Origin of the sequence: Nocardia brevicatena NBRC 12119, assembly GCF_000308495.1 — a bacterium.
Lineage (GTDB): Bacteria > Actinomycetota > Actinomycetes > Mycobacteriales > Mycobacteriaceae > Nocardia > Nocardia brevicatena.
Genome location: NZ_BAFU01000003.1, coordinates 1 through 20597 on the forward strand (window position 1 = coordinate 1; position 20597 = coordinate 20597).

The 20597-nt window shown below is 65.7% G+C and carries 21 protein-coding genes and 3 tRNA genes; 14 read left to right on the forward strand and 10 right to left on the reverse strand.

The window, feature by feature from the left end:
- Nucleotides 1-36: 36 nt before the first annotated feature.
- The 5 genes from ON20_RS38435 to ON20_RS00665 form a co-directional block, all read right to left on the reverse strand.
- Nucleotides 37-699: a hypothetical protein gene (locus tag ON20_RS38435; protein WP_040832854.1), complete on the reverse strand. Its 663-nt coding sequence runs from the start codon at nt 697-699 to the stop codon at nt 37-39.
- 141 nt (nt 700-840) lie between these two features.
- Nucleotides 841-1752: a galactofuranosyltransferase GlfT1 gene (gene glfT1 / locus ON20_RS00650; RefSeq protein WP_040832885.1), complete on the reverse strand. Its 912-nt coding sequence runs from the start codon at nt 1750-1752 to the stop codon at nt 841-843.
- Nucleotides 1753-2207: 455 nt separating this feature from the next.
- Complete coding sequence (wzt, locus tag ON20_RS00655; RefSeq protein ID WP_051161317.1) at nt 2208-3089, reverse strand: galactan export ABC transporter ATP-binding subunit Wzt/RfbE; 882 nt, start codon at nt 3087-3089, stop codon at nt 2208-2210.
- Nucleotides 3090-3103: 14 nt separating this feature from the next.
- Entirely contained in the window at nt 3104-4003 is a 900-nt protein-coding gene (gene wzm, locus ON20_RS00660) for a galactan export ABC transporter permease subunit Wzm/RfbD (protein ID WP_040832856.1), read from the reverse strand.
- A 222-nt stretch (nt 4004-4225) separates the two neighbouring features.
- Complete coding sequence (locus ON20_RS00665; protein WP_040832887.1) at nt 4226-4819, reverse strand: bacterial proteasome activator family protein; 594 nt, start codon at nt 4817-4819, stop codon at nt 4226-4228.
- Between the two features lie 125 nt (nt 4820-4944).
- Here ON20_RS00665 and ON20_RS00670 point away from each other — a divergent pair, with 125 nt between their 5' ends.
- Nucleotides 4945-6147 carry a cysteine desulfurase-like protein gene (locus ON20_RS00670; protein WP_040832888.1) on the forward strand — a complete coding sequence of 401 codons (1203 nt, stop codon included), beginning with the start codon at nt 4945-4947 and terminating at the stop codon, nt 6145-6147.
- Between the two features lies 1 nt (nt 6148).
- Here the strand turns inward: ON20_RS00670 and ON20_RS00675 are convergent, their stop codons facing one another.
- A complete protein-coding gene (locus ON20_RS00675; protein WP_040832858.1) occupies nt 6149-7153 on the reverse strand; it encodes an NAD(P)H-quinone oxidoreductase in 1005 nt (334 codons plus the stop codon).
- A gap of 310 nt (nt 7154-7463) precedes the next feature.
- Here ON20_RS00675 and ON20_RS00680 point away from each other — a divergent pair, with 310 nt between their 5' ends.
- Together ON20_RS00680 and ON20_RS00685 are read left to right on the forward strand one after the other, a co-directional pair.
- A complete protein-coding gene (locus ON20_RS00680) occupies nt 7464-8639 on the forward strand; it encodes an alpha-hydroxy-acid oxidizing protein (protein WP_040832889.1) in 1176 nt (391 codons plus the stop codon).
- Nucleotides 8640-8703: 64 nt separating this feature from the next.
- A tRNA-Ser gene (locus ON20_RS00685) sits at nt 8704-8788 on the forward strand.
- A 6-nt stretch (nt 8789-8794) separates the two neighbouring features.
- Here ON20_RS00685 and ON20_RS00690 read toward each other — a convergent pair.
- Nucleotides 8795-9289: a group II truncated hemoglobin gene (locus ON20_RS00690; RefSeq protein WP_051161319.1), complete on the reverse strand. Its 495-nt coding sequence runs from the start codon at nt 9287-9289 to the stop codon at nt 8795-8797.
- 250 nt (nt 9290-9539) lie between these two features.
- Between ON20_RS00690 and ON20_RS00695 the strand changes: the two genes are divergently transcribed.
- Together ON20_RS00695 and ON20_RS00700 are read left to right on the forward strand one after the other, a co-directional pair.
- Nucleotides 9540-10361: a class I SAM-dependent methyltransferase gene (locus ON20_RS00695; RefSeq protein WP_040832860.1), complete on the forward strand. Its 822-nt coding sequence runs from the start codon at nt 9540-9542 to the stop codon at nt 10359-10361.
- 62 nt (nt 10362-10423) lie between these two features.
- Complete coding sequence (locus ON20_RS00700; protein ID WP_040832862.1) at nt 10424-11482, forward strand: alpha/beta hydrolase; 1059 nt, start codon at nt 10424-10426, stop codon at nt 11480-11482.
- Between the two features lie 14 nt (nt 11483-11496).
- Here ON20_RS00700 and hisC read toward each other — a convergent pair whose 3' ends face one another.
- Complete coding sequence (hisC, locus tag ON20_RS00705; protein ID WP_040832864.1) at nt 11497-12579, reverse strand: histidinol-phosphate transaminase; 1083 nt, start codon at nt 12577-12579, stop codon at nt 11497-11499.
- A gap of 95 nt (nt 12580-12674) precedes the next feature.
- On the opposite strand from hisC, the gene ON20_RS00710 reads away from it, so the two are divergent.
- From ON20_RS00710 to ON20_RS32680, 4 genes are all read left to right on the forward strand, one after another.
- A complete protein-coding gene (locus ON20_RS00710; protein ID WP_040832866.1) occupies nt 12675-13421 on the forward strand; it encodes a dienelactone hydrolase family protein in 747 nt (248 codons plus the stop codon).
- A 92-nt stretch (nt 13422-13513) separates the two neighbouring features.
- Nucleotides 13514-13603: transfer RNA gene (locus ON20_RS00715), tRNA-Ser, on the forward strand.
- 35 nt (nt 13604-13638) lie between these two features.
- Nucleotides 13639-13711, forward strand: a tRNA-Arg gene (locus ON20_RS00720).
- An 843-nt stretch (nt 13712-14554) separates the two neighbouring features.
- Complete coding sequence (locus ON20_RS32680) at nt 14555-15352, forward strand: SMI1/KNR4 family protein (protein WP_051161321.1); 798 nt, start codon at nt 14555-14557, stop codon at nt 15350-15352.
- 85 nt (nt 15353-15437) lie between these two features.
- Here ON20_RS32680 and ON20_RS00735 read toward each other — a convergent pair whose 3' ends face one another.
- Together ON20_RS00735 and ON20_RS00740 are read right to left on the reverse strand one after the other, a co-directional pair.
- On the reverse strand, nt 15438-15794 hold the full coding sequence (locus ON20_RS00735) for a hypothetical protein (protein ID WP_157228629.1): 357 nt from the start codon (nt 15792-15794) through the stop codon (nt 15438-15440).
- A complete protein-coding gene (locus tag ON20_RS00740; RefSeq protein WP_040832868.1) occupies nt 15791-15985 on the reverse strand; it encodes a hypothetical protein in 195 nt (64 codons plus the stop codon). Before ON20_RS00740 ends, ON20_RS00735 begins: the two co-directional genes overlap by 4 nt.
- A 169-nt stretch (nt 15986-16154) precedes the next feature.
- Between ON20_RS00740 and ON20_RS00745 the strand changes: the two genes are divergently transcribed.
- The 5 genes from ON20_RS00745 (at nt 16155) to ON20_RS35975 (ending at nt 20332) form a co-directional block, all read left to right on the forward strand.
- Nucleotides 16155-16445 carry a helix-turn-helix domain-containing protein gene (locus ON20_RS00745; protein ID WP_040832869.1) on the forward strand — a complete coding sequence of 97 codons (291 nt, stop codon included), beginning with the start codon at nt 16155-16157 and terminating at the stop codon, nt 16443-16445.
- On the forward strand, nt 16408-17355 hold the full coding sequence (locus ON20_RS00750) for a hypothetical protein (RefSeq protein ID WP_157228630.1): 948 nt from the start codon (nt 16408-16410) through the stop codon (nt 17353-17355). Before ON20_RS00745 ends, ON20_RS00750 begins: the two co-directional genes overlap by 38 nt.
- Nucleotides 17356-17367: 12 nt before the next feature.
- On the forward strand, nt 17368-17973 hold the full coding sequence (locus tag ON20_RS00755; RefSeq protein WP_051161323.1) for a flavoprotein: 606 nt from the start codon (nt 17368-17370) through the stop codon (nt 17971-17973).
- A gap of 612 nt (nt 17974-18585) precedes the next feature.
- The gene (locus tag ON20_RS33850) at nt 18586-19119 is read left to right on the forward strand and encodes a DUF4365 domain-containing protein (RefSeq protein ID WP_083864424.1); all 534 of its coding nucleotides are present in this window, start codon (nt 18586-18588) and stop codon (nt 19117-19119) included.
- A complete protein-coding gene (locus tag ON20_RS35975) occupies nt 19109-20332 on the forward strand; it encodes a hypothetical protein (protein WP_157228631.1) in 1224 nt (407 codons plus the stop codon). The genes ON20_RS33850 and ON20_RS35975 overlap by 11 nt, the downstream gene beginning before the upstream one ends.
- Nucleotides 20333-20597 lie beyond the last annotated feature (265 nt).

Genomic DNA, 20597 nt, shown 5'->3' on the forward strand with positions numbered 1-20597 from the left:
AGAGGGTAGGCATCGGTGGCGAGTTACGCGCGGGAATCACACGCCGCCGACGGCAGCGGCGCACATCGCGACGTTCAGCAGGATCAACAGGGCGGCAACCGCGTAGATCACGTAAACGGCAACCATGCCGGGAGTCTTCTGCGGCACCGGTCCGATGGCGCCGTCGATGAAGAAGATGGCGGGGGTCCGGTAGTAGACCTTGGTGCCCGGCCCCGGGTTGACCGGCACGGTGGTCTCGGCCGGCCCCATATCGAACAGCCACGGCGTCGAAACCCGTACGTGGTACTGGCCCGGCCCGACGGGGATATGGTTCGCGCCCCAGCGGGTGTTCGGCACCGGTTGGCCGTTGACCAGGATCTTCGGTTTCGTAATGGCCAGGATGAAGGCCAGCGGCATATACGACGCGTCGACGACCAGACTCGGAGGATCGGCCGGGTTCGGCTGTCCGAACTGCTGATCCGGCGGCGCGTAGGGAGCCCCGGGCCCACCGTACGGTGCGGGCTGACCACCGAACTGGGCCGGTTGGCCGTACGGTGCGGGTGGTGGACCACCCGGATACATACCACCGGGTGCGCCCGGGAACGGCGGCTGCCTGCCCTGGGGCGCACCGGGCGGAGCGAACCGGCCCGGTTGCCCCTGCGGCTGTCCGGGGAACGGCGCGGGCTGACCCTGAGGCGGGACGCCGCCGGGGTAACTCATGAAACTCCTCTCGAGACTGCTACTGTGCGCAAAATGTACCCGTCGCGGGCGGATCCCTCGCGTCGAGGAATGGCGGACGGTTCGCCCGAGAGCGCCGATATCGGCGAGACCGGGGCGGGCTCGCGACCCGGACGGGCCGCCCTACTCCGGCTTCTGGAACTGCTCGTTGCGGCCCAGACTGCGTAGATGGAACCATTCGCGCAGGCCCGCAGGATCGCGACGGGTAACCAGGAAGAACCAGGAGAACCGGATCCACTCCTGTGGTAGCAGTTTGCGCATGCCCGGCTGCGACATCAGATACCCGCGGTTGCGGTAGGTGAAATAGCGCTTGACGGGGTCGTCCGGATACTGCGTGTGCATCCGTCCCCCGAGGATGGGTTTGAACTCGGCCGAACCGTTGGGGTGCAGGTACGCGGTCTGCAGACAGGTGCCGAAGGGCAGACCCGAGCGCACCAGACGGCGATGCACCTCCACCTCGTCCCCGCGGACGAACAGGCGCAGATCCGGAACACCGATAACGTCCACGGCCTGGGCGGAGATGAGCGCGCCGTTGAACAGCGAGGCGATCCCGGGCAGGAAATCGTCGCCGCCGAGTTCGGAGCGCAGCCGACGCCACACCACCCCGCGACGCAGCGGGAACGCCAGCCGGTCGGGGTCATCGATATCGCAGACCACCGGCGAGACCTCCACCAGCCGGTGCCGGCGTGCGCAGGAGAACAGGGTGGCCAGCACCTCCGGCCCCTCCGGGCGGCCGTCGTCGTCGGCCAGCCACACCCAGTCGGCGCCGAGCGTCAAAGCATGCAGGATGCCGAGCGCGAAACCGCCCGCGCCGCCGAGATTGTGAGCGGAACCGAGGTAGGTGGTCTCCACCGACTGCTCACGCACCAGATCGGCCACCTCGGGCTCGTTTCCGTTGTCCACCACGATCAGGTGGTCGACCGGGCGGGTCTGGACGGCAATGGCTTTCAGCGATTCGGTGAGCAGTTCACGCCGCTTGTGCGTGACGACGACGGCGACGATCTTCGCGGTCTCCCCGAATTCGACCTCCGGCAGTACGGCTCCGGGCTCGGGCGGCACCCTCTCCGACGCCCGGAGGTCGGGGGTGGCCGCCACGGTCCCCGAGTCGGACGAATCGGCCTCGGGCTTCGACGCGGTGCTCTCGCTCTCCTCGGCGGTCGAGTCGGACGCGTGCCCGACGGACGCCGCGACCTCGCTCTCTCCGGTGGTCGAGTCGGTCGCTGGTTCGGCGGATGCCGCTGCGCCGTCGTCCTTCCCGGTGGTCGAGCCCGATGCGGGTTCGGCGGATGCCGTGTCCTCGCTCTCCCCAGCGGTCGGGCCGGACCCGGGTCCTACGGACACCGCCTCGGGCACGGCCGACCCGGAACGCGATTCGGGATCCCCGCTCCCCGGCCCAGGTGACGCGGCCCCCGCCGCCGGTCGCACCGCCCCCGCCTCGGCATCTGCCCGCGAATCCGCGGACGCCGCGGTGTTCTGGCCGGTCGGCTCACTCATACCTGGTTTTTCTCCAATTCTTTTTCCGTCGTCTCGGCCGTCTCGGCCTCCTGGACGGTCTCCGGCGCGCTCGCCCCGGCGCGTTCGGCCTCCAGTTCGCGCAGCACCGCGGCGACGTGGTTGCCGGCTTCCGGCCCCTCGTAGGCGCGCACGACTTCCTCGATCCCGCCACGCAGCCGGATCTGCCCGTGGTCGATCCACAGCGCGGTATCGCAGAGTTGGGCGAGGAATTCGTTGGAATGGCTGGCGAATACCAGGATGCCCGAGCGGGCGACCAGTTCCTGCAGCCGCAGCCGGGCCTTCTTCATGAACTCGGCGTCGACCGCGCCGATACCCTCGTCCAGCAGCAGGATCTCCGGGTCGATGGAGGTGACCACACCCATCGCCAACCGCACCCGCATACCGGTCGAATAGGTGCGCAGCGGCATCGACAGATACTCGCCGAGCTCGGTGAACTCCGCGATCTCGTCGATTTTCGACAGCATCTGCCTGCGGGTCTGGCCGAGGAACAGGCCGCGGATGATGATGTTCTCGTAGCCGGAGATCTCCGGGTCCATGCCGACGCCGAGGTCGAAGACCGGCGCCACCCGCCCTCGGATGCGGGCGCTGCCACGGGACGGCTCGTAGATCCCGGACAGCAGCCGCAGCAGCGTGGACTTACCCGCGCCGTTGTGCCCGACCAACCCGACACGGTCGCCTTCCTTCAGCGACAGGGTGATATCGCGCAATGCCTCCACGACCACCACATCGGACTGGTTGCGTCCGATCGCGCCGCCCGCCTTGCCGAGGAACGCCTTCTTCAGCGAACGTGACTTCGCGTCGAAGATCGGAAACTCCACCCACGCGCTGCGGGTTTCGATACTTACCTGATCGGTCATGATCCGCCTGCCTCCTACACCCAGTACGGCACGCGCGACCGGTACTGCTTCAAGGCGAAGACAGCGACGATCCAGCCCACCGCGGTAATGGCTCCGACGATTCCCCAGTGATACAGCTGCTGATCGTCCCCGAGCAGCGGCGCCCGGACGATTTCCAGGTAGTGGTAGGTGGGGACGATCTCGGCGAGTCGAGCCCGGTTGGCGATCTCACCACCCTGCTCGTACAGGCTCTTGGTGCTCCACATGACGGGGGTCAACACGAACAGCATCAGCGTCATACTGCCCAGGATCGGGGCGATATCGCGATAGCGGGTGCTGAAGATGCCGAACACGATCGACACCCACATGGCGTTCAGGAAGACCAGCGCCAGCGCCGGTATCGCCATGATCGCTGTCGGGTGCAGATCCCGCCATACGCCGAACACCACCAGGATGACCAGGTAGATCAGCATGTTGTGGGCGAAGAACAGCATCTGCCGCCAGACCAGCCGGTAGATGTGCACGCTCAGCGCCGACGGCAGCTGTTTGATCAGCCCCTCATTGGCGATGAACACCTCGGCGCCCTCGAGGATGCCTGCCTGGATGACGTTCCACACGATCAGGCCGACCGCGACGTAGGGCAGGTAATCGGCCAACGGCTGGCCGAGCAGCGCCGCGTACAGGATGCCGATGGCCGTGGCCTGCACCGCGGTGGCGATGGTGATCCAGAACGGGCCGATCACCGACCGTCGATAGCGCTGTTTGATGTCCTGCCAGCCCAACGACAGCCATAGCTCTCGTTGGGCGAACCCGTCGCGGACATCCCGCCAGGCGCGGGCGAAGGACTGCGAGTCGTTGACGAGCGGGACCGGTTCGTCGACCGTCTCGGGGTCGGCGGTGTCGTTCGCGGATACCGGGGTTGTTTCGGAACTCACAGGCTTCTCATCTGCAACTGGGGAGTCGTCAGGGCGCGCCGAGCTCTCGGCGGGGCGCTCTGGGTTCTCGTCGGTTACCTGGTCGGAGCGAGCGGCAGCTGCGGGCACGGTGCACGACACTACCTCGGTGTGGCCGAGGCGCACACAGATGTCGTGCTCACAGACACTTCTGTGTACTTTCCGGGTCCACGGATACCGCTGTGCTCGCCTATCCCGCGGAGCTCACAGATACTGTCCGGTGCCACCGATCGACTGGCCGTGCTGCGCGCCGCGCCCCTCGGCGGCGTGGAGACCCGGCGGCAGTGCCCCCTGGCGCATCTGTTCCAGCTGGGCCCGGGCCGCCATCTGCTGGGCGAACAGCGCGGTCTGGATACCGTGGAACAGCCCCTCCAACCAGCCCACCAACTGGGCCTGGGCCACCCGCAGTTCGGCATCCGAGGGCACGGCCTCCTCGCTGAACGGCAGCGCCAGCCGCTCCAGCTCCTCGCGCAGTTCCGGGGCCAGGCCCTGTTCCAGCTCCCGGATCGACGATTTGTGGATCTCGGCCAGGCGGGTTCGGCTGGCATCGTCGAGCGGAGCGGCGCGCACCTCCTCCAGCAGCTGTTTGATCATGGTGCCGATCCGCATGACCTTGGCCGGCTGCTCGACCATGTCCGTCAACGATTCACCCGAATCCGCGCGCTCGTCGGAATCCTCCGCGGATTTCTCGCGCTCGAGGTACGCCGCGTCCGGCTCGGGGCTCGCGGGCAGCACCAGTCGACGGCCTTCCGGTCCGATCACCACAACGGGTTCCGAGGGATCATCCGATTGCGTCATGGTCCCCATCATTCCGTGTTCGTCGCGAAGACGCTAAAGCCGGTGGTGTCGGCCCGGATTATTCGGGCGTATCCGCCGCCGACCAGGGTTACCGGGTCATGGCCGCTGGCCTTAAAGTGGCCAGCATGACTTACGACGTCGCGCGGGTTCGGGGCCTGATACCGTCCCTGGGCGACGGGTGGACCCATCTGGCCCCGCAAACGGGCATGCTGGTCCCGGAGTCGGTCTCGCGAGCGGTCTCGACCGGCTTCCGCACCACGTCCTTCTCCCACAGCGGGACGCACCCGGTGAACCGGCACAGCGCCGAGATCCTGCAGTCGGCGCGCGAGGCCGTCGCGGATCTGGTGGGCGGCGATCCGACGGGGGTGGTGCTCGGAGCGGATCGGGCGGTCCTGCTGGCCTGTCTGGCCGAGTCACTGAGCTCCCGGCTGGGGCTGGGCACCGGGATCGTGCTGTCCCGGCTGGACGACGAGGCCAATGTCGCCCCCTGGTTGCGGATCGCCAACCGCTACGGCGCCCACGTGCGCTGGGCGGAGGTGGAGATCGAAACCTGTGAGATGCCGTCCTGGCAGTTCGAGGAGTTGATCGGCCCGACCGCGCGACTGGTCGCCCTGACCGCGGCCTCCCCGATCGTCGGGTCCGCGCCCGCCGTGCGGGTCGCGGCGGACCGGGTGCACCAGGTGGGCGGGCTGCTGGTCGCGGACGCGCTCGGCGCGGCGCCGTACGCGCTGGTCGATATCGAGGAACTCAACGCCGACGTGGTGGCGTTGAGCGCGGCCGCCTGGGGCGGGCCGGCGGTGGGCGCGCTGGTCTTCCGCGATCCGGCGTTTCTGGACCGGATCCCGTCCATGTCGCTGAGCCCCTACGCCAAGGGTGCGGAGCGGCTCGAAATGGGGGTGCACCAGTACGGGCTGCTGGCCGGGTTGACCGCCTCCATCGACTATCTGGCCGCTCTGGACGAACGCGCCGCCGGTTCCCGCCGCGAACGGCTCGAGGTCTCCATCACCTCGCTGCAGGACTACCACGAGCAGCTGTTCGAATATCTGCTGGGCCTGCTGGACAAGGTCCCGGGTTTGCATGTGATCGGCCGGGCCGCCACCCGCATCCCGACCGTCAGCTTCACCATCGATGGGATGCGGGCGGAGAAGATCGCCGCCGAACTGGCCCGCGACCGGATCCTCGTACTGGCCGGCACCCACGGTGGCAGCCGGTTGCTGGACGCGCTGGGTGTCAACGACGAGGGGGGAGCGGTCACCCTCGGACTGGCCCCCTACACCACGAAGTTCGAGATCGACCAGTTCGGCAGCGCGCTCACCGCGCTCACCTGAGCTACCGGTCCGCGCCGACCCGGAGGACGACCTTGCCGAAGGTATCGGCCTCGTCGAGCATGCGATGGGCGGCGGCGGCCTCGGTGATCGGCACCTCGGCGTGTATCACCGGCACGACGGCGCCCTCCGCGAGCAGCGGCCATACATGTGTGCGGAGTTCGGCGACGATATCGGCCTTGCTGCCCCGCCCGGTGGCCGGGCGGCCGCGCAGGTTCGTGGCCCGTACCGTACCGCGTTTGCGCAAGAGAGCGCCCAGGTCCAGTTCGGCGCGGGTGCCGCCCTGCATGCCGATGACGACCAGCTGCCCGTCGAGGGCCAGCGCTTCGACGTTGCGGGGCAGATAGGCGGCGCCCATATTGTCGAGAATGATGTCGGCACCCGGTCCGCCGAGCCCCTGTTCGCCGCGGACGACGGCCACGAAGTCCTCGTCCCGGTAGTTGATCGGCACACTCGCGCCGAGTTCCCGGCAGCGTTCCAGTTTCGCCGCCGAACCCGCCGTCACCGCGACCCGGGCCCCCAGCCGGACCCCGATCTGGATCGCATGGGTACCGATACCGCTGCCGCCACCGTGGACGAGCAGCAACTGGCCGGAACGCAGCCCGGCCGTCATCACCAGGTTCGACCACACTGTGGCCGCGACCTCGGGCAGGCCGGCCGCCGCCGCCGGATCCAGCCCCTCCGGAACCGGTAGCACCTGTCCGGCGGGCACCACCACCTTCTCGGCGTATCCGCCACCGGACAGCAGGGCACACACTCGATCGCCGACCGCCCATTCGTCCACCCCCGCGCCGACCGCGGCGATCACCCCCGAACACTCCAGTCCGGGGATCTCGCTCGCACCCGGCGGCGGCCGGTAGTACCCGCGCCGTTGCAGCAGATCTGCGCGGTTCACCCCTGCCGCGGCAACGTCGATCAGCACCTCGCCCGCCGCGGGGACGGGGTCGGGCGCCTCGCCCCACTGCATCACTTCGGGCTCTCCGAACTCGGTCACGTTGATCGCGCGCATCGCCCCATAGTGCCGCAACAGGCGGGAAATACCGACAGCCTGCGTAGGAGCGTGGCGCGTGGGCAATGCGCGGCGGCCCCGGTCGCGGTTGTCGTTTGCTCGCGTGTGGCGGGAGCGGGGAGCGGAATGGACGCCGCCGCGTATCGGACCGTCGGTCGACCATGCGGCATACGAGCGGAGGGTACGGTGTGTCCGATGGTGTTTCGATCGAATTCGGCAGGTCACCACCCCCGCGCCGCGCACCGCGGTCCGGCAGGAGATTCCGTGGAGCGCCGATGCGGAGCCCGGACAGGGACTAGCGTTGCCGGATGTGAGCGGCTTCATCAATTTTCAGAACGAGATCTACCTGCGCGGGATGGGCGGGCTGGTGCCCGAACTGCCGATGACGGCCGATGGGCTGGAGGAACGGGCGCGGGAGCTGCTCGACGCGCGGGCCTACGCCTATGTCGCCGGCAGCGCGTCCGGTGAACGGACCGCCGCGGCCAACCGGGTGGCCTTCGAGCGGTACCGGATCGTACCGCGCATGCTGCGCGCGGCCAGTGGACCGGATGCCCGCGACCTGAACGTCGAGGTATTGGGCACCCGGCTCGCCGCCCCGGTGCTGACCGCGCCCGTCGGGGTACTGGAACTGCTGCATGAGCGCGGCGAGGTGGTGGTCGCCGAGGTCGCTGCGGAGCTGGGGCTCGGTACCGTGCTGTCCACGGCGTCGTCCTCGACCATCGAGGAGGTGGGGGCGGCGGCCGGTGACTGGTGGTTCCAGCTGTACTGGCCCGCCGACGACGAACTGGCCCGGTCCTTCGTGCGGCGGGCCGAAACGGCGGGCGCCAAGGCGATCATGGTCACCGTGGACACGCCCTCGCTGGGGTGGCGGCCGCGCGACCTCGAATTGGCGCATCTGCCGTTCCTGCTCGGCAAGGGCATCGCCAACTACCTCGCCGATCCGGTGTTCCGGGCGAAGCTGTCCACCCCGCCGGAGGAGAGCGAGGACGCCATGCGGCTCGCCATCCTGACCTGGGTGGGCCTGTTCGGCAATCACACACTGCGTCCGGCCGATGTGGCGCGGCTGCGGGAATGGACCGATCTGCCGATCGCGGTGAAGGGAGTGCTGCATCCCGACGACGCTCGACTGGTCGTGGACGCGGGAGCCGATGCCGTGGTGGTCAGCAATCACGGTGGCCGCCAGGTGGACAATGCGATCGCCGCGCTGGACGCGCTGCCGGCCGTGGTCGCGGCCGTCGGGGACCGTGCCGATGTGCTGTTCGATTCCGGTGTCCGCACCGGATCGGATGTGCTGGTGGCGCTGGCGCTCGGCGCCAAGGCGGTCCTCTACGGGCGCCCCTGGGCCTATGCGCTCGGGATGGCCGGTCGCGAGGGTGTGCGGCATGCCCTGCGCCTGTTGCTCGCCGATTTCGATTCGGCCATGGGCCTTTCCGGCTGCGTCGATCTCGCGGGGGTCGACCGCAATCTGCTCGCGATACAGCGGTGAGCGGGTCGGGTGGTAACCGAGTACCGCTCGAACGGCTCGGTGGATCGGTTACCATCAGGGGCCTGGAGACGTGGCAGAGCGGCCGAATGCACTCGCCTTGAAAGCGAGAGTCGTGAGAGCGACCGGGGGTTCAAATCCCTCCGTCTCCGCAGATTTCAGACGAGCCCGTCCCACCCCCAACGCGGGGTCGGGCCCGGCTCGCCGAGGTCGGTATCGGCCGGGTCGGCCGATACCTCGCGTGCGATGGCGGTGCCCCAGTCGAAGTACGCGATGACCGTGCGGCGCAGGGCGGGGTCGTCGGGAAGCTCCCGCTCCACGGCGTCGACCATCAGCTCCATCCAGCGCAGGCGCTGTTCCTCGGTGATGGCGAGACCGAGATGGACGCGAAGCAGCGCCTGGTGTCCACCGAGTTCGTCGGTGAAGCGGGTGGGGCCGCCGAAGACCTCCGCGAGCCAGACCGCGATATGTTCGATATGGGTGCGGGTGAAGTTGGCGAACACGGGGGCCAGCAGAGGGTCGGCCAGGACCGTGTCGTAGAAGGTGTCGCTGAGCCTGCGCAGGCCGTCGAGCCCGCCGACGGCCTCGTAGAGGGAAGCGGGGCGCTCGGTCGTTTCGTGGCTCGTCGGATCGGGGGTGGCAGTGGGCCCCATACGGTGCTCATTCCCTCGGCGTCGCCGTGATCGGGCCGACGTTCGTCTGCGGCTCAGGGCCGGCAATGTCCGGTGACGGTTGCGCTGAACACGTTAGCCGTAATGGCCGCGGTGTTCGTAACATGCTGCCGGAGAAAGGCTACCGGACGCTGTCACCGCTGCCGGGGAGGCTGTGCCGGCTCGGACCCTATACGCCTGGGCGCCGAAATATTCCCTGCCCGATTAGGCACGCCTAACTTACTATGGGCCGATGGGCGAAACGATATCCCTCGGCCAGGTGCAAGAGACGCTGTTGATCCCGCTGTATGGGCGCGCGTTGGACGCGCGCCGCGGACACAGCGCACTCGGCGATACCAAGGCCGTCGAGCTCGTCGACGCGATCGACTACGACTTCGGGAAGTTCCGTGGACCGTCCCTGGCGGGTTCCGTGTTGCGGGCGTCGATCTTCGACGGATATGTGCGTGCCTTCCTCGCCGACCATCCCGAGGCGACGGTGGTGGATATCGGATGCGGTCTGTCCACCCGGTTCCACCGCTTGGACAACGGTCGACTGCGCTGGTTCGACCTCGACATGCCCGACACCATCGCGCTGCGGCGCAGATTCTTCGACGACGGCGAACGCTATACCATGATCGCCGGCTCGATCTTCGAGTCGGACTGGTTCGCCCGAATCGCCGAGCACCCCGGCCCCTACTTCCTGCTCAGCGAGGCCGTACTGCTGTACTTCCCGGTCGAAGAGGTGCACGCCGCCGTGCGGCAGTTGGCCTCGGCGTTCGGAGGCGGCAGGTTCGCCGTCGATACCGGCGGCGCGGCGATGATGCGGACCCAGGACCGCAACCCGGTCTTCCAGGCGGTACAGGCCCGGATGCAGTGGACCTGCGATGACCCGCGCAGCCTCGAACAGTGCGGATTGCGTCTGCTCGAGTCTCGGGACTTCGCCTCACCGCAGCAGGCGGTCGCCCGCACCTGGCCGATGCGCTATCGCCTGGGCCCGAAGATTCTGCGCCTCCTCGTCCCGCCGCCGATCACGACCTACAAGGTGAACCTCTTCGAAATCGCCCCGGCGCGCTGATCAGGCCCTATCCGCATCGGCGGCGCGGATTTCCCGGTCGTGCGCTCTGGCAGGATAGGCGCATGCTGACTCGGCACCGCCTCCTGCCCGGTCTGGCCACCACGTTACTGAGTGCCATGTTGCTGGCCGGTGCGACCGTGGCCGCACCGCCGGTCCCCGCCGCTCCGGACAAGCCCAACACCGGTTCGTCCGACGGTCCAGGCCCCGCCGAGCAGACCCGGCCGATGACGCCCGGTGCGAAGGTCGCCCGCATCACCCAGGTCAACGATCGCCTGCTCCGGGTGCACGTCGACTCCCCCGCCATGAGCCGGACGGTCGAGGTGCTGGTGCTGTTGCCGCGCGACCGGAGCGCGCCGCGGCCCACCGTCTATATGCTCGACGGCCGCGCCACCCTGCCCTACGGCAACAACTGGCTCGACCGTGGCCGGGCCGCGGAGTTCTACGCCGACAAGAACGTCAACGTCGTGTTCACCGTCGGCGGCCCGGCCAGCTTCTACACCGACTGGCAGAGACCCGACCCCGTACTCGGCACCAATATGTGGGAAACCTTTCTCACCGAGGAACTGCCGCCCCTGATCGACGCCGAGTTCCAGGGCAACGGCCGTAACGCCGTCATGGGCGTCTCCATGGGCGCGGAAGCCGCCATGATGCTGGCCGCCCGCAAACCGCACCTGTACTCGGCCGTCGCGGCGCACAGCGGCTGCTTCTCCACCGGTACCGATCTCGGTCAGGTACAGGCCCGCGCCGTCGTCGCCACCTATGACGGCGATCCCGACAATATGTTCGGCCCGCCCGACGATCCCGCCTGGCTGGACCACGATGTCACCCTGTACGCCGAAGCCCTACGCGGCAAGGCGATCTACCTTTCGGTCGGCAGCGGACTCCCCGGTGAGCACGATGTGCTCGGCGCCCCCGAATTTCCCACGGCCGTCGGTTTCGGTGGCCCGCTGGAGGCCGCCACTGCCATCTGCACCCGTCGTATCGCCGCGCGCCTGGACACTGTCGGCATCCCCTATACGGCTCATTTCCGTCCCACCGGCACGCACGCGTGGCCGTACTGGGCGGACGAGTTGGTCCGTTCCTGGCCCACCGTCGCGGCCGGGCTGGGGATCACCGCCTGAGCAGCGGGCGGACCTCATTCCCCGGCGAACCGCTCGGCCGTTTTCGGGTCGCTCGCGAACCGCAGGAAGAGGTCGTTCTCGTGCGGATCACCGGCAGTGACCCGAACACCATCCCCGGCGAAGCCCCGCACCAACACCCCCGCTTCCGCGCTCGCCTCGGTGAACGCCGCGGCCCCGGCGCCGAGGTCGAGCCAGACGAAGTTGGCCTCACTGGGCGGCACCCGGTACCCAGCGGCGAGCAGCGCGTCGCGCATCCGCTCGCGTTCGGCGATAACGTGCTCGGTGCGGTCGAGCAGTTCGTGCCGGGCCTGCAGGGACGCGATGGCCGCCGCCTGCGCCACCCGGCTCACACTGAATGGAATATGCACCTTGAGCAGGGCGGTGATCACCTCGGGCGCGCCCACCGCGTATCCCACTCGCAGTCCGGCCAGTCCGTACGCCTTGGAGAAGGTACGCAGCACAACCACATTGGGTCGGGTGCGGGCCAGCTCGACACCGTCGAGGCGGTCCTCGGGGTCCGGTCGCAGATATTCGAAATACGCCTCGTCCAGCGCCACCAGCACATGCGCCGGCACCGAGTCGAGGAACCGGGTCAGCGCTGCTTGGCCGACCGCGGTACCGGTGGGATTGTTCGGATTGCAGACGAAGATCAGCCGGGTCCGTTCGGTCACCGCGGCGGCGAGCGCATCCAGATCGTGCACCGACCCCGATATGAGCGGCACACCGACGGCGGTGGCGTTTCCGACCTGAGCGATGATCGGGTACGCCTCGAACGAACGCCAGGAGAACAGCACCTCGTCGGTGGGCGCCGAACAGGTGATCTGCACCAGCTCCTGGCACAGCGCGACACTGCCACAACCCACCGCGACATTCGCTGTCGCGACGCCGAGGAAATCGGCGAGGGCGGCCCGCAACTCCCCGGCCTGGTTGTCCGGGTATCGGTTGATCTCCTCGACCGCCTCGGCGATGGCCTTCGCGGTACTGGGCAACGGACCCAGCGTGGTCTCGTTGCTGGCCAGCTTGATCGCGCCGGGATGGCTGCGCCCCGGAATGTACGCCGGAATGGAATCGAGGTCTCCTCGAATGTACGCGGTCACGCTTAAACCATAGTTCCGGTTCGAATTGCGTTACGTTTGGGCTGCTCACCGGGCAATTTATTCACGTCACCGTGTTCTCGCCCTAGGCTGGATCCATGTCGGGTACTTATAACGATGTGGCGGTGTTGCGTCGCGCCGAGGAGGAGGCGAACGGAACCCAACAGGAACCGACGGGGGTGCAGCACACGCCGGGGACCGGCGAGCAGATACCCATCACCGTGATCGAACCGGAGCACCACGCACGCGGTGGGATCGTACTGCTGCACGAGGCCCCCGAGTTCACCGGTTCGTTGCTCGAGCTCATGCAGGCCTTGGCCGCCGAGGGTTGGATAATCGTGGCGCCCAACCTGTTCCACCGGGCCACCGCCGAATCGGCCGGCGTCTTCGGCGACGAACTGTTCGAGGATTTCGATGCCTGTTTCGACTGGCTGACCCGCCACGGAGTGTTTCCGGACTGTATCGGCGTACTCGGTTTCGATACCGCCGGCACGGCCGCCTTCATGGTCGCCACCAACCGCCCGATCGGCGCGGCGGTGAGCGTCGCCGCCGCCGGCATCAAGGAACCGCTGACCAAGGACGTCGAGGCCCTGGTGACCGCCGCCCCGCACCTGAAGGCGCCCTGGCTGGGACTGTTCGGAGCCGAGGAGGCCACCCCGGCGGACGAGGTGGAGGAACTGCGCGAGGCGAGCGCGCGGGCGGCGGTGGCGAACCTGGTCGTCAACTATCCCGGCCTGCTGCACCGCGCCGACAAGTCCACCGAGGAGGAGAACGAGGAAGGAGTCGACGAACAGGTCGACTCCCAGACCCGTATCTTCGACTGGTTCGACAGCAATTTACGCTGAACAACCAGCCGTTTTGCGATTCGGGGACACCGTCGGGTAGCCTTTCTGCTCGGCGGTTCGAAAGGACCGGTGCCCTCGAAGAGAAGGCTCCAGGAGGCGTGCCAGAGCGGCCGAATGGGACTCACTGCTAATGAGTTGTCCCTTCACGGGGACCGGAGGTTCAAATCCTCTCGCCTCCGCCATGCCCGGGTCACCGGGTAATAATTGGATAGGTTCCGCGCCCGTAGCTCAACGGATAGAGCATCTGACTACGGATCAGAAGGTTAGGGGTTCGAATCCCTTCGGGCGCACATCAGAACGTCCTTGACCGGTGCAAACGGGTCAGGGACGTTCTCATGAGAACGGCCGCTACGACCGAATCCGTTACTTCCTTTGGCGTACCGGTCGAGCGTGCTGCGAACGTCGAGGCCGTGCGTCCGACGCTGCGAGTAGTGCTGCTCGGTGGTCGACAGCTTCGCGTGCGATAACTGCGCCTGCGCTTGCGCCGGACCGAGGTCGCCACGAACCATTGTTGCCACCGTCCGCCGGAATGGGTACGGAGTCACCCACCGCAGCTCCTCGGGCAGAGCGGCACGCAGCGAACGCCGCAGGTTCGCCGGACTCGTCCATCCGCCGTCCCGGTTCGTGAACACCGGGCCATCAGGATCGGTCGTATCCCCGAACAAGACCGGCAACGCTTCTACAGCCAACCTGGGCAGTACGACCGTATGAGCAGGAGCCTCACCCTCACGGCATGCCGGCGATGCATGCCGTCGCAGCCACCTTCCCGTGATCGACGACCGTACCGGTAACCGTTATCGTCGCCGGATCGGCCAACAAACCGACATCGGACCACCGCAACGACAGCACCTCGTTCGGCCGGCACCCTGCCGACGCCGGCACGTCGACGAACTCCGCAGCAACCGGCCGGCCCGGGAACCGGACACGTGAGGTCGATCACGGTAGGCGCGCACCGCCGAACGAACCGCCGCGCACTCCTCGGGCGCCGATGCCCGAGCCGGGGCCGCGAGCAATCGTGCCATCTCTCCTATTCCTTCACCCTTGCTGTATCGAGAGCCGCCGGCCGGACCAGGACGGTTCGGTTTCCCAGTTCTGAAGGCAGGAGTCGCATGCTCTGTCGGTAGGTTTGCGGCATGCACCCGCTCCTGGCGCGACTTGACCAGTGGCTCGTGGCGAACCGACCCGCCTACTATGCCGGGCTTATGCCCGGCGCTTCGGGAGCCGACATCGACGAGGTCGCGCGTCGTGTCGGTGGCGAGCTCCCCCCGCTGCTTCGGGAGCTGCTCACCTGGCGTAACGGACAGAACGAGGACTACGACGGAGTCCTGGAGTCCCTCTGGTCTCTGATGTCGACCAAGGACATCGCCTCCACCATGGATGATATGGTGTGGGTCAAAGAGACCCAAGGTTTCGAGGATCTGTGGTGGGGCACCGATTGGGTCCCGTTCCTGGCGAACATATTCGGTGACCATATGTGCATCGATCTACAGGGCGCCTTCGGCGGCGAACCTGGACAGCTCATCGAGTTCCGCTGCAAGGACGAGTCCCGGGATATCACCTACCCCTCCCTCGAGGCATGGCTCGAAACGTTTGTCGTCGCACTCGAAGCAGGCATGTTCGAAGAGAGCGAACAGAACCAGGTCGACTGCCTGGACCCTGTAGATCGGGAAGCGTATGAGGCGTTCGTCACCGAACGCCACCCCGGTTACCCCATCGAAGCATGCATACCCGATTCCTCCCACGACATCCGGGACGAGTCCTTTTCCGATTTCGTCGAGAAATTCCACAAAAAAGAACCCGTCCATGCCGTCGACCTGGACAGGCTGCGTGCTGCCCTGCGAGACACCGGCCTGGGTGGCAAGGTTGTCGAGGGCGCATTCGACCGGTTGGCCGAGATACACACCCACGGCGAAAACACCGGAGAAAAATGACCCCGGGCGCCCCAACTTTGCCCGCGCAAATATCCCCGTACAGAGCTGGGCCAGGACACACGCCGAGACTCGGCGTCAGTGGTAATCAACTGCCCTCGGCACGGTGATGGATGCCGGTCGCGTCGCCGGCCATCTCGGCGATGGAGGACCAACGTGCGTAGCAGCCGCCGTGCAGGTCGATCACGTCCGCCGTACGCACGATCCGGTCCAGTTGCCCCTCCAAATGTTCGATGGTGGGCACGAACACGGCTTCGGCCTTGTGGAAGCCGATGGCCTCGGCAAGGCGCGCGAGACCGCCGACTCGCCCCTTGGCAATCCTGATCGCCTGCACTATGTCGTATCCGAGACGTGCCGCCTGCCGATGCATCCGATCCTCGTCCGACTCGACACTCTCGGACAGGACAGCATTCACATAGACGATCGCAGGAGCGCGTTCCATCATGCGCTCACCCCTTCGGGGCGGGTTGTGTCGAGGTTGCGCAGACCCGCGACGACGTTCTCCATAAGCACGCGGTCACGACACCCATCGATCTCCACACAAGTACCGACCGCCGCCCACAGTGTCATCGCCGTCTGTACCGCCTGCGAGCGCATCGGCACTCTGATCGGCAGCCCCGTCAGGGCATGGTTCATTGTGTCTCCCCTGTCAGTTGTCTGGTTGACACCCGGCGCCGGGGAACTTCCTCATCCCGGTGCCGGGGCCAAGTAGAGGGTGCGTCCGAATTGGTTTGTGAGCTGTCACACAATCGCCACATCCTTGGTATCAGTTGCATTGCGCGGCAGCCGATATCACGCTTGGTATATGGGCGACGAACAGCGGGCGGGTATTGGCGATCGAGTCGCGGAACTGCGAAAGATTCGTGGCATCACACAGCATGGTCTCGCGCGGCAGGCGAGCGTCTCGTATTCGCTGCTGCGCAAGGTTGAACGCGGGGAACGGCCCGCGAGCCCAACGTTCGTTGCGGCGGTAGCGCGGGCTCTGTCGGTGAGTGTCACCGATATCACCGAGCAACCGTACAAATCACGCAATGCCACGCCGGAGTCCGAGCAGGCCGGTGTCCCCGCCCTGCGCCTGGCTTTTGGTCGAAGGTGACGATCCGGAGCTGGACACCGACACTCGCAGCATCGCCGAGCTGCGCACGGATGTGGCGCGGATCAAGGAGTACGACCGGCGAACCAAGCACGCCGAAGCCGTGCGGGCTCTTCCCGATGCCCTCCGACACCTGCACCGGGCGTGCCGCGATCTTCCTGTTTCGGAACAACCAGCGGTGAGGGAGTTATTGTCGGCCGCGTATTCATATGCGGTGGTATCGCTGTACCGGCTCGGGCACCTCGACTTGGCGCACCTGGCCGATGAACGCGCCCGTGCGGCCGCCGCACTGGGAGACGATCCGCTGCGAGCAGCTGTCGCCGAGTGGAACCACGCCCTGATGTTGCTGTTCGACGGTTCCTACCGGGTTGGCCTGCGCGCAATCGACCGGGCCGCAGCCTGTACCGATCTTGCCCCCACCGATGGCGCCGCAGCGGCGGTGCGTGGCGCGTTACATCTGCGGGCGTCGATTCTGGCCGCCCGCACCGGCGACAGCGACCTCGCCGACGCCCACCTTGTCACCGCCACAGCGCATACAGCGCCCGGCCAGGAACGTGCGAACTTCTACGGCACCAAGTTCAGCGCGACCAATGTCGATATTCATCGGGTCGCGGTCCCGGTCGAAGGGTCCGACGGTACGGCTGCGGTTACCCGTGCGGCCACGATCCGGCTTCCACCAGGTACCGCACCCAGCAGAAGCGGGCATTACTGGATCGATCTGTCTCGGGCCTGGCTGCTGCACGGCGACCGGCGCCGTGCTCTCGAGGCGCTTCAACAGGCGCGCCGGATCGCACCCCAGTTGACCCGCTATCACCCGCAGGTACACGAGACGATCCACGCGCTCGCGGTCAGTGACGCCCGTTCGACGCACAGCCTGGCGAACTTCGCCGCGTGGTGTGGAGTGCGGAGCTGACACCATGGGTGTATGAACGATCAGGGAAGCCCCATCCTCTACGCCATCGTGACCGGTTCTCCCGCTGCACGTGATATCGGCAAACTGGTCGATCTGGCCCAAGCCGACGGGTGGGATGTGTGCGTAATCGCCTCTCCCGACGGGTGCAGATTCATCGATGTCGATGCGCTCACGGCCAAGACCGGTCATGTCGTGCGCAGCCAATACAAGGAACCCGACGCCCCGGATGTGCTCCCGCCCGCCGACGGGATGATCGTTGCCCCGATCACCTGCAACTCTCTGGCGAAATGGGCGGCCGGCGTCTCCGATACCTTGCCGCTCGGTCTATTGGTCGAAGCGGTCGGGAAGGGGTTGCCGGTGGTGGCTATGCCGTTCTCCAACTGGGCGCAGATCAGCTTCCCTGCCATTCAGGAAGCCATGCGGAAGCTCTCCGAGTGGGGCGTGACCATGCTTGTCGGAGACGAGGTCTACAAACAGCACGAACCCGGTACCGGGGAAAACTACATTCACCGCTTTCCGTGGAGGATGGCATGGAACGCTCTACTCGAGCACCCCTCACTCTCAGTGCCGGGCCAAGCACCAGCGCAGTCCCACCCAGAGGGACAACGACACATGTAATTGCCGGTATAGAAACGGGAGCAGATTGCTTCCCATCGGCATTCGCCGTAGTTGTGTTCAGAGTTGGTTTCAGCGTGAAAACCGGTATGCAACCGATTCTCTAGGCGCACCGCATGGCCTTCAGGTGTCGGACTGTGGGTGTCGAGCTGCGGGTTGTTGCCGAATTCCGCCGTACAGGATCAAGAGGCGCCGGTGCTGCGCACCGGCGCGCAACGGCCTTGCTCGTACCTCGCTGCCCGGCGCGCCGGTGCGTCGGCCGCACGCTGCGCCAGCACCCCTACGATCCACAATTGCCGAGTTTTCGATAACCGAGAAGTGTGGGCACGACGAGAGCCGTACCCGGCTTGCCTCCCGCAGTCGAGCGGCCCCGGCCGTCCACCTTCGGTCCACCGGCTGTGGTTCCGTCCGCCCGGTCAACGAGAACCTCTGGTCTCAGCCTACGCGACCGTCGGTGCCAGGTGACGCGGTACGGAACATTGCCGAAATCTGTTGAGGGCCGCACACATCCGAGCTGCGGCAACTACCCTAAACGCATGGCCGACCCAGCGACGCGCCAATGGCACGGTTCGGCGCGGCCATGATGGGGTCTGCGGCGCCGAGGAGTGGGGACGTATGGCTGTCGTTCCAGTAGTAAAACGCACCTTCACGGACTGCATGGAACAGCTCCAAGAGGGGTATGTTTCAGGCATTGCAGCTACAGCGGGTTGTACATGCCTTCATCAGCCGCGGGACATGAATGGGATAGATGCAATAATTACGCGCCAGCCTGATGAGCTTATCGAGGAGGTTAGCGTGCTTCTGCAATTAAAGAACACGACTCCAAGTAAGCCTGACTCCTCAAAAGGTGAATTCAGCTATCGCTTTAATTCGCGAAAAGATATGCAAAAGGCTGCACAGCTGAGGGGTACGCCGAAGAAGATTCTCGTGGTCATGTGCACCCCTCCGGAGCAGGCGGGTTGGACTATGGCCACTCATGACGGTCTCAATATGCGTTACTGCTGCTACTGGGTAAATCTGGAAGGGATGACCGTTCCTGAAGTGGCGCAGCCGGTAATTAGGATTCCCACATCCAATGTCTTTGATGCTGACGGCTTAACTCGGATCATGGATAAGCTCGAATCGGATGGAAACCTCCATGGACTCTGATCTGCAGGCCGATGAGGCCGCCGCCTTACGGAATCCCCAGAGGCTCACCGTCGCTCTGGAGGAGATCGGGTGGCAATATGCGGGCGGTCGGCGAGGTGAGTATGCCCGGCTGAGGGAGCCTGGAGAAGCTTCACGTCACTCGCAGATGGTCATAGTGCCCCTGGATACCAGTTCGCCATCTTATGTCGAGGACATGCTGGGCGTTGTTCGATTTCTAAGTCAAGGCCACTGGCTGCAAGCCTGGCGCCGCGGCGTATCGCCGAGGTTGTCAATGGGCGAGATGGACGTCCTGAAGCTGCGCAAGGAAACGGGTGCACCGCCGGGGTTAATCCCTTGGCGTGAAGGGGAAGAATTCGTAATGAGCGCCAGAAATATACTCCTCTCGGGTGCTAAAACTTTTCGTGAGAAGCGGCGCCATTACCGAAATCTATACGGTCAGTTCGCCAACCGATTCTTGGATGCCGTGATGATGGGGCAAACCGAACCTGGCAGCTACGTTATATCAGCCTATACGCCGATATCAGAGGCAATTCCACTGCAAGCTTTGAAGGCAGATACAATAGGTTTTCCAAACGTTGACTTCGTGTATACGAGAGATATCACCGAATCGGTTATTTCTTCGATTGAGGCGGTATCTGATGCGCTTTCTCATTTCCGATCTCACGCTAACCTAGATGGTTTTATAGAGGGGGTTTCTGGTGGGATTTCATATGAACTAACCAAAGCTTTGTCGATAGTCACTGCAAGCGCCACCGAAGCCAATATAAAGTTTGAGTTGGCTCGAACTGGCATAGACGTTACACGAGTCGAAAAGGAGTATGTCTTCGAGGCGGAGGATTCAACTATTCTTAGTCGTGTGTCCGCGCGATTTCTTGAAGACGAATCTGAGAGGGCACCCGAAACGATAGTTGGCAAGGTACGCTTACTTAGCCGAGCCGAATCGGATCAGCCGGGCACGGTTGGCATCGATATTTTTCACGGACATGAGGCAAACAAGGTGAGGGTAACGATCGATCAGGTTGACCAGTACCATGCTGCGCTTGTCGCACACGAAGACGGGACTTTCGTCGAGGTGACCGGAAACATGGAACGAGAGGGCAACCTCTGGCGGATGTACAACGCTGAGCTGCGGCCCTACGTCTCCCAGCAGCATGATGCTGCACCACCCGAGATTCCAGGGTTGCGTGGGTCGATCGCAGCGGAGGAAGGGTAAGTCTCTACTTCATAGGAAGTCTCGTGAGTGAAGTGCTTCCTTCAGCGCAGCCTCCGGCTGCGTGGCCCTGCTGACTGCTGGCCTGCATTGTGTTCCTGCGCCCCTCCACCGTCAAGGGCGCCTACGGCGTCAGCTTCGCTGACGGCTACGCCACCCTTGACCGCGGAGCCTCTACACGAGAAGGGCAGGCCCTATCGGGGCAGGCGGGTAGCCAGCCCCACCTATGCGCATGCCACCACTCAGCAGGGCCATCCCGTTGTCACCG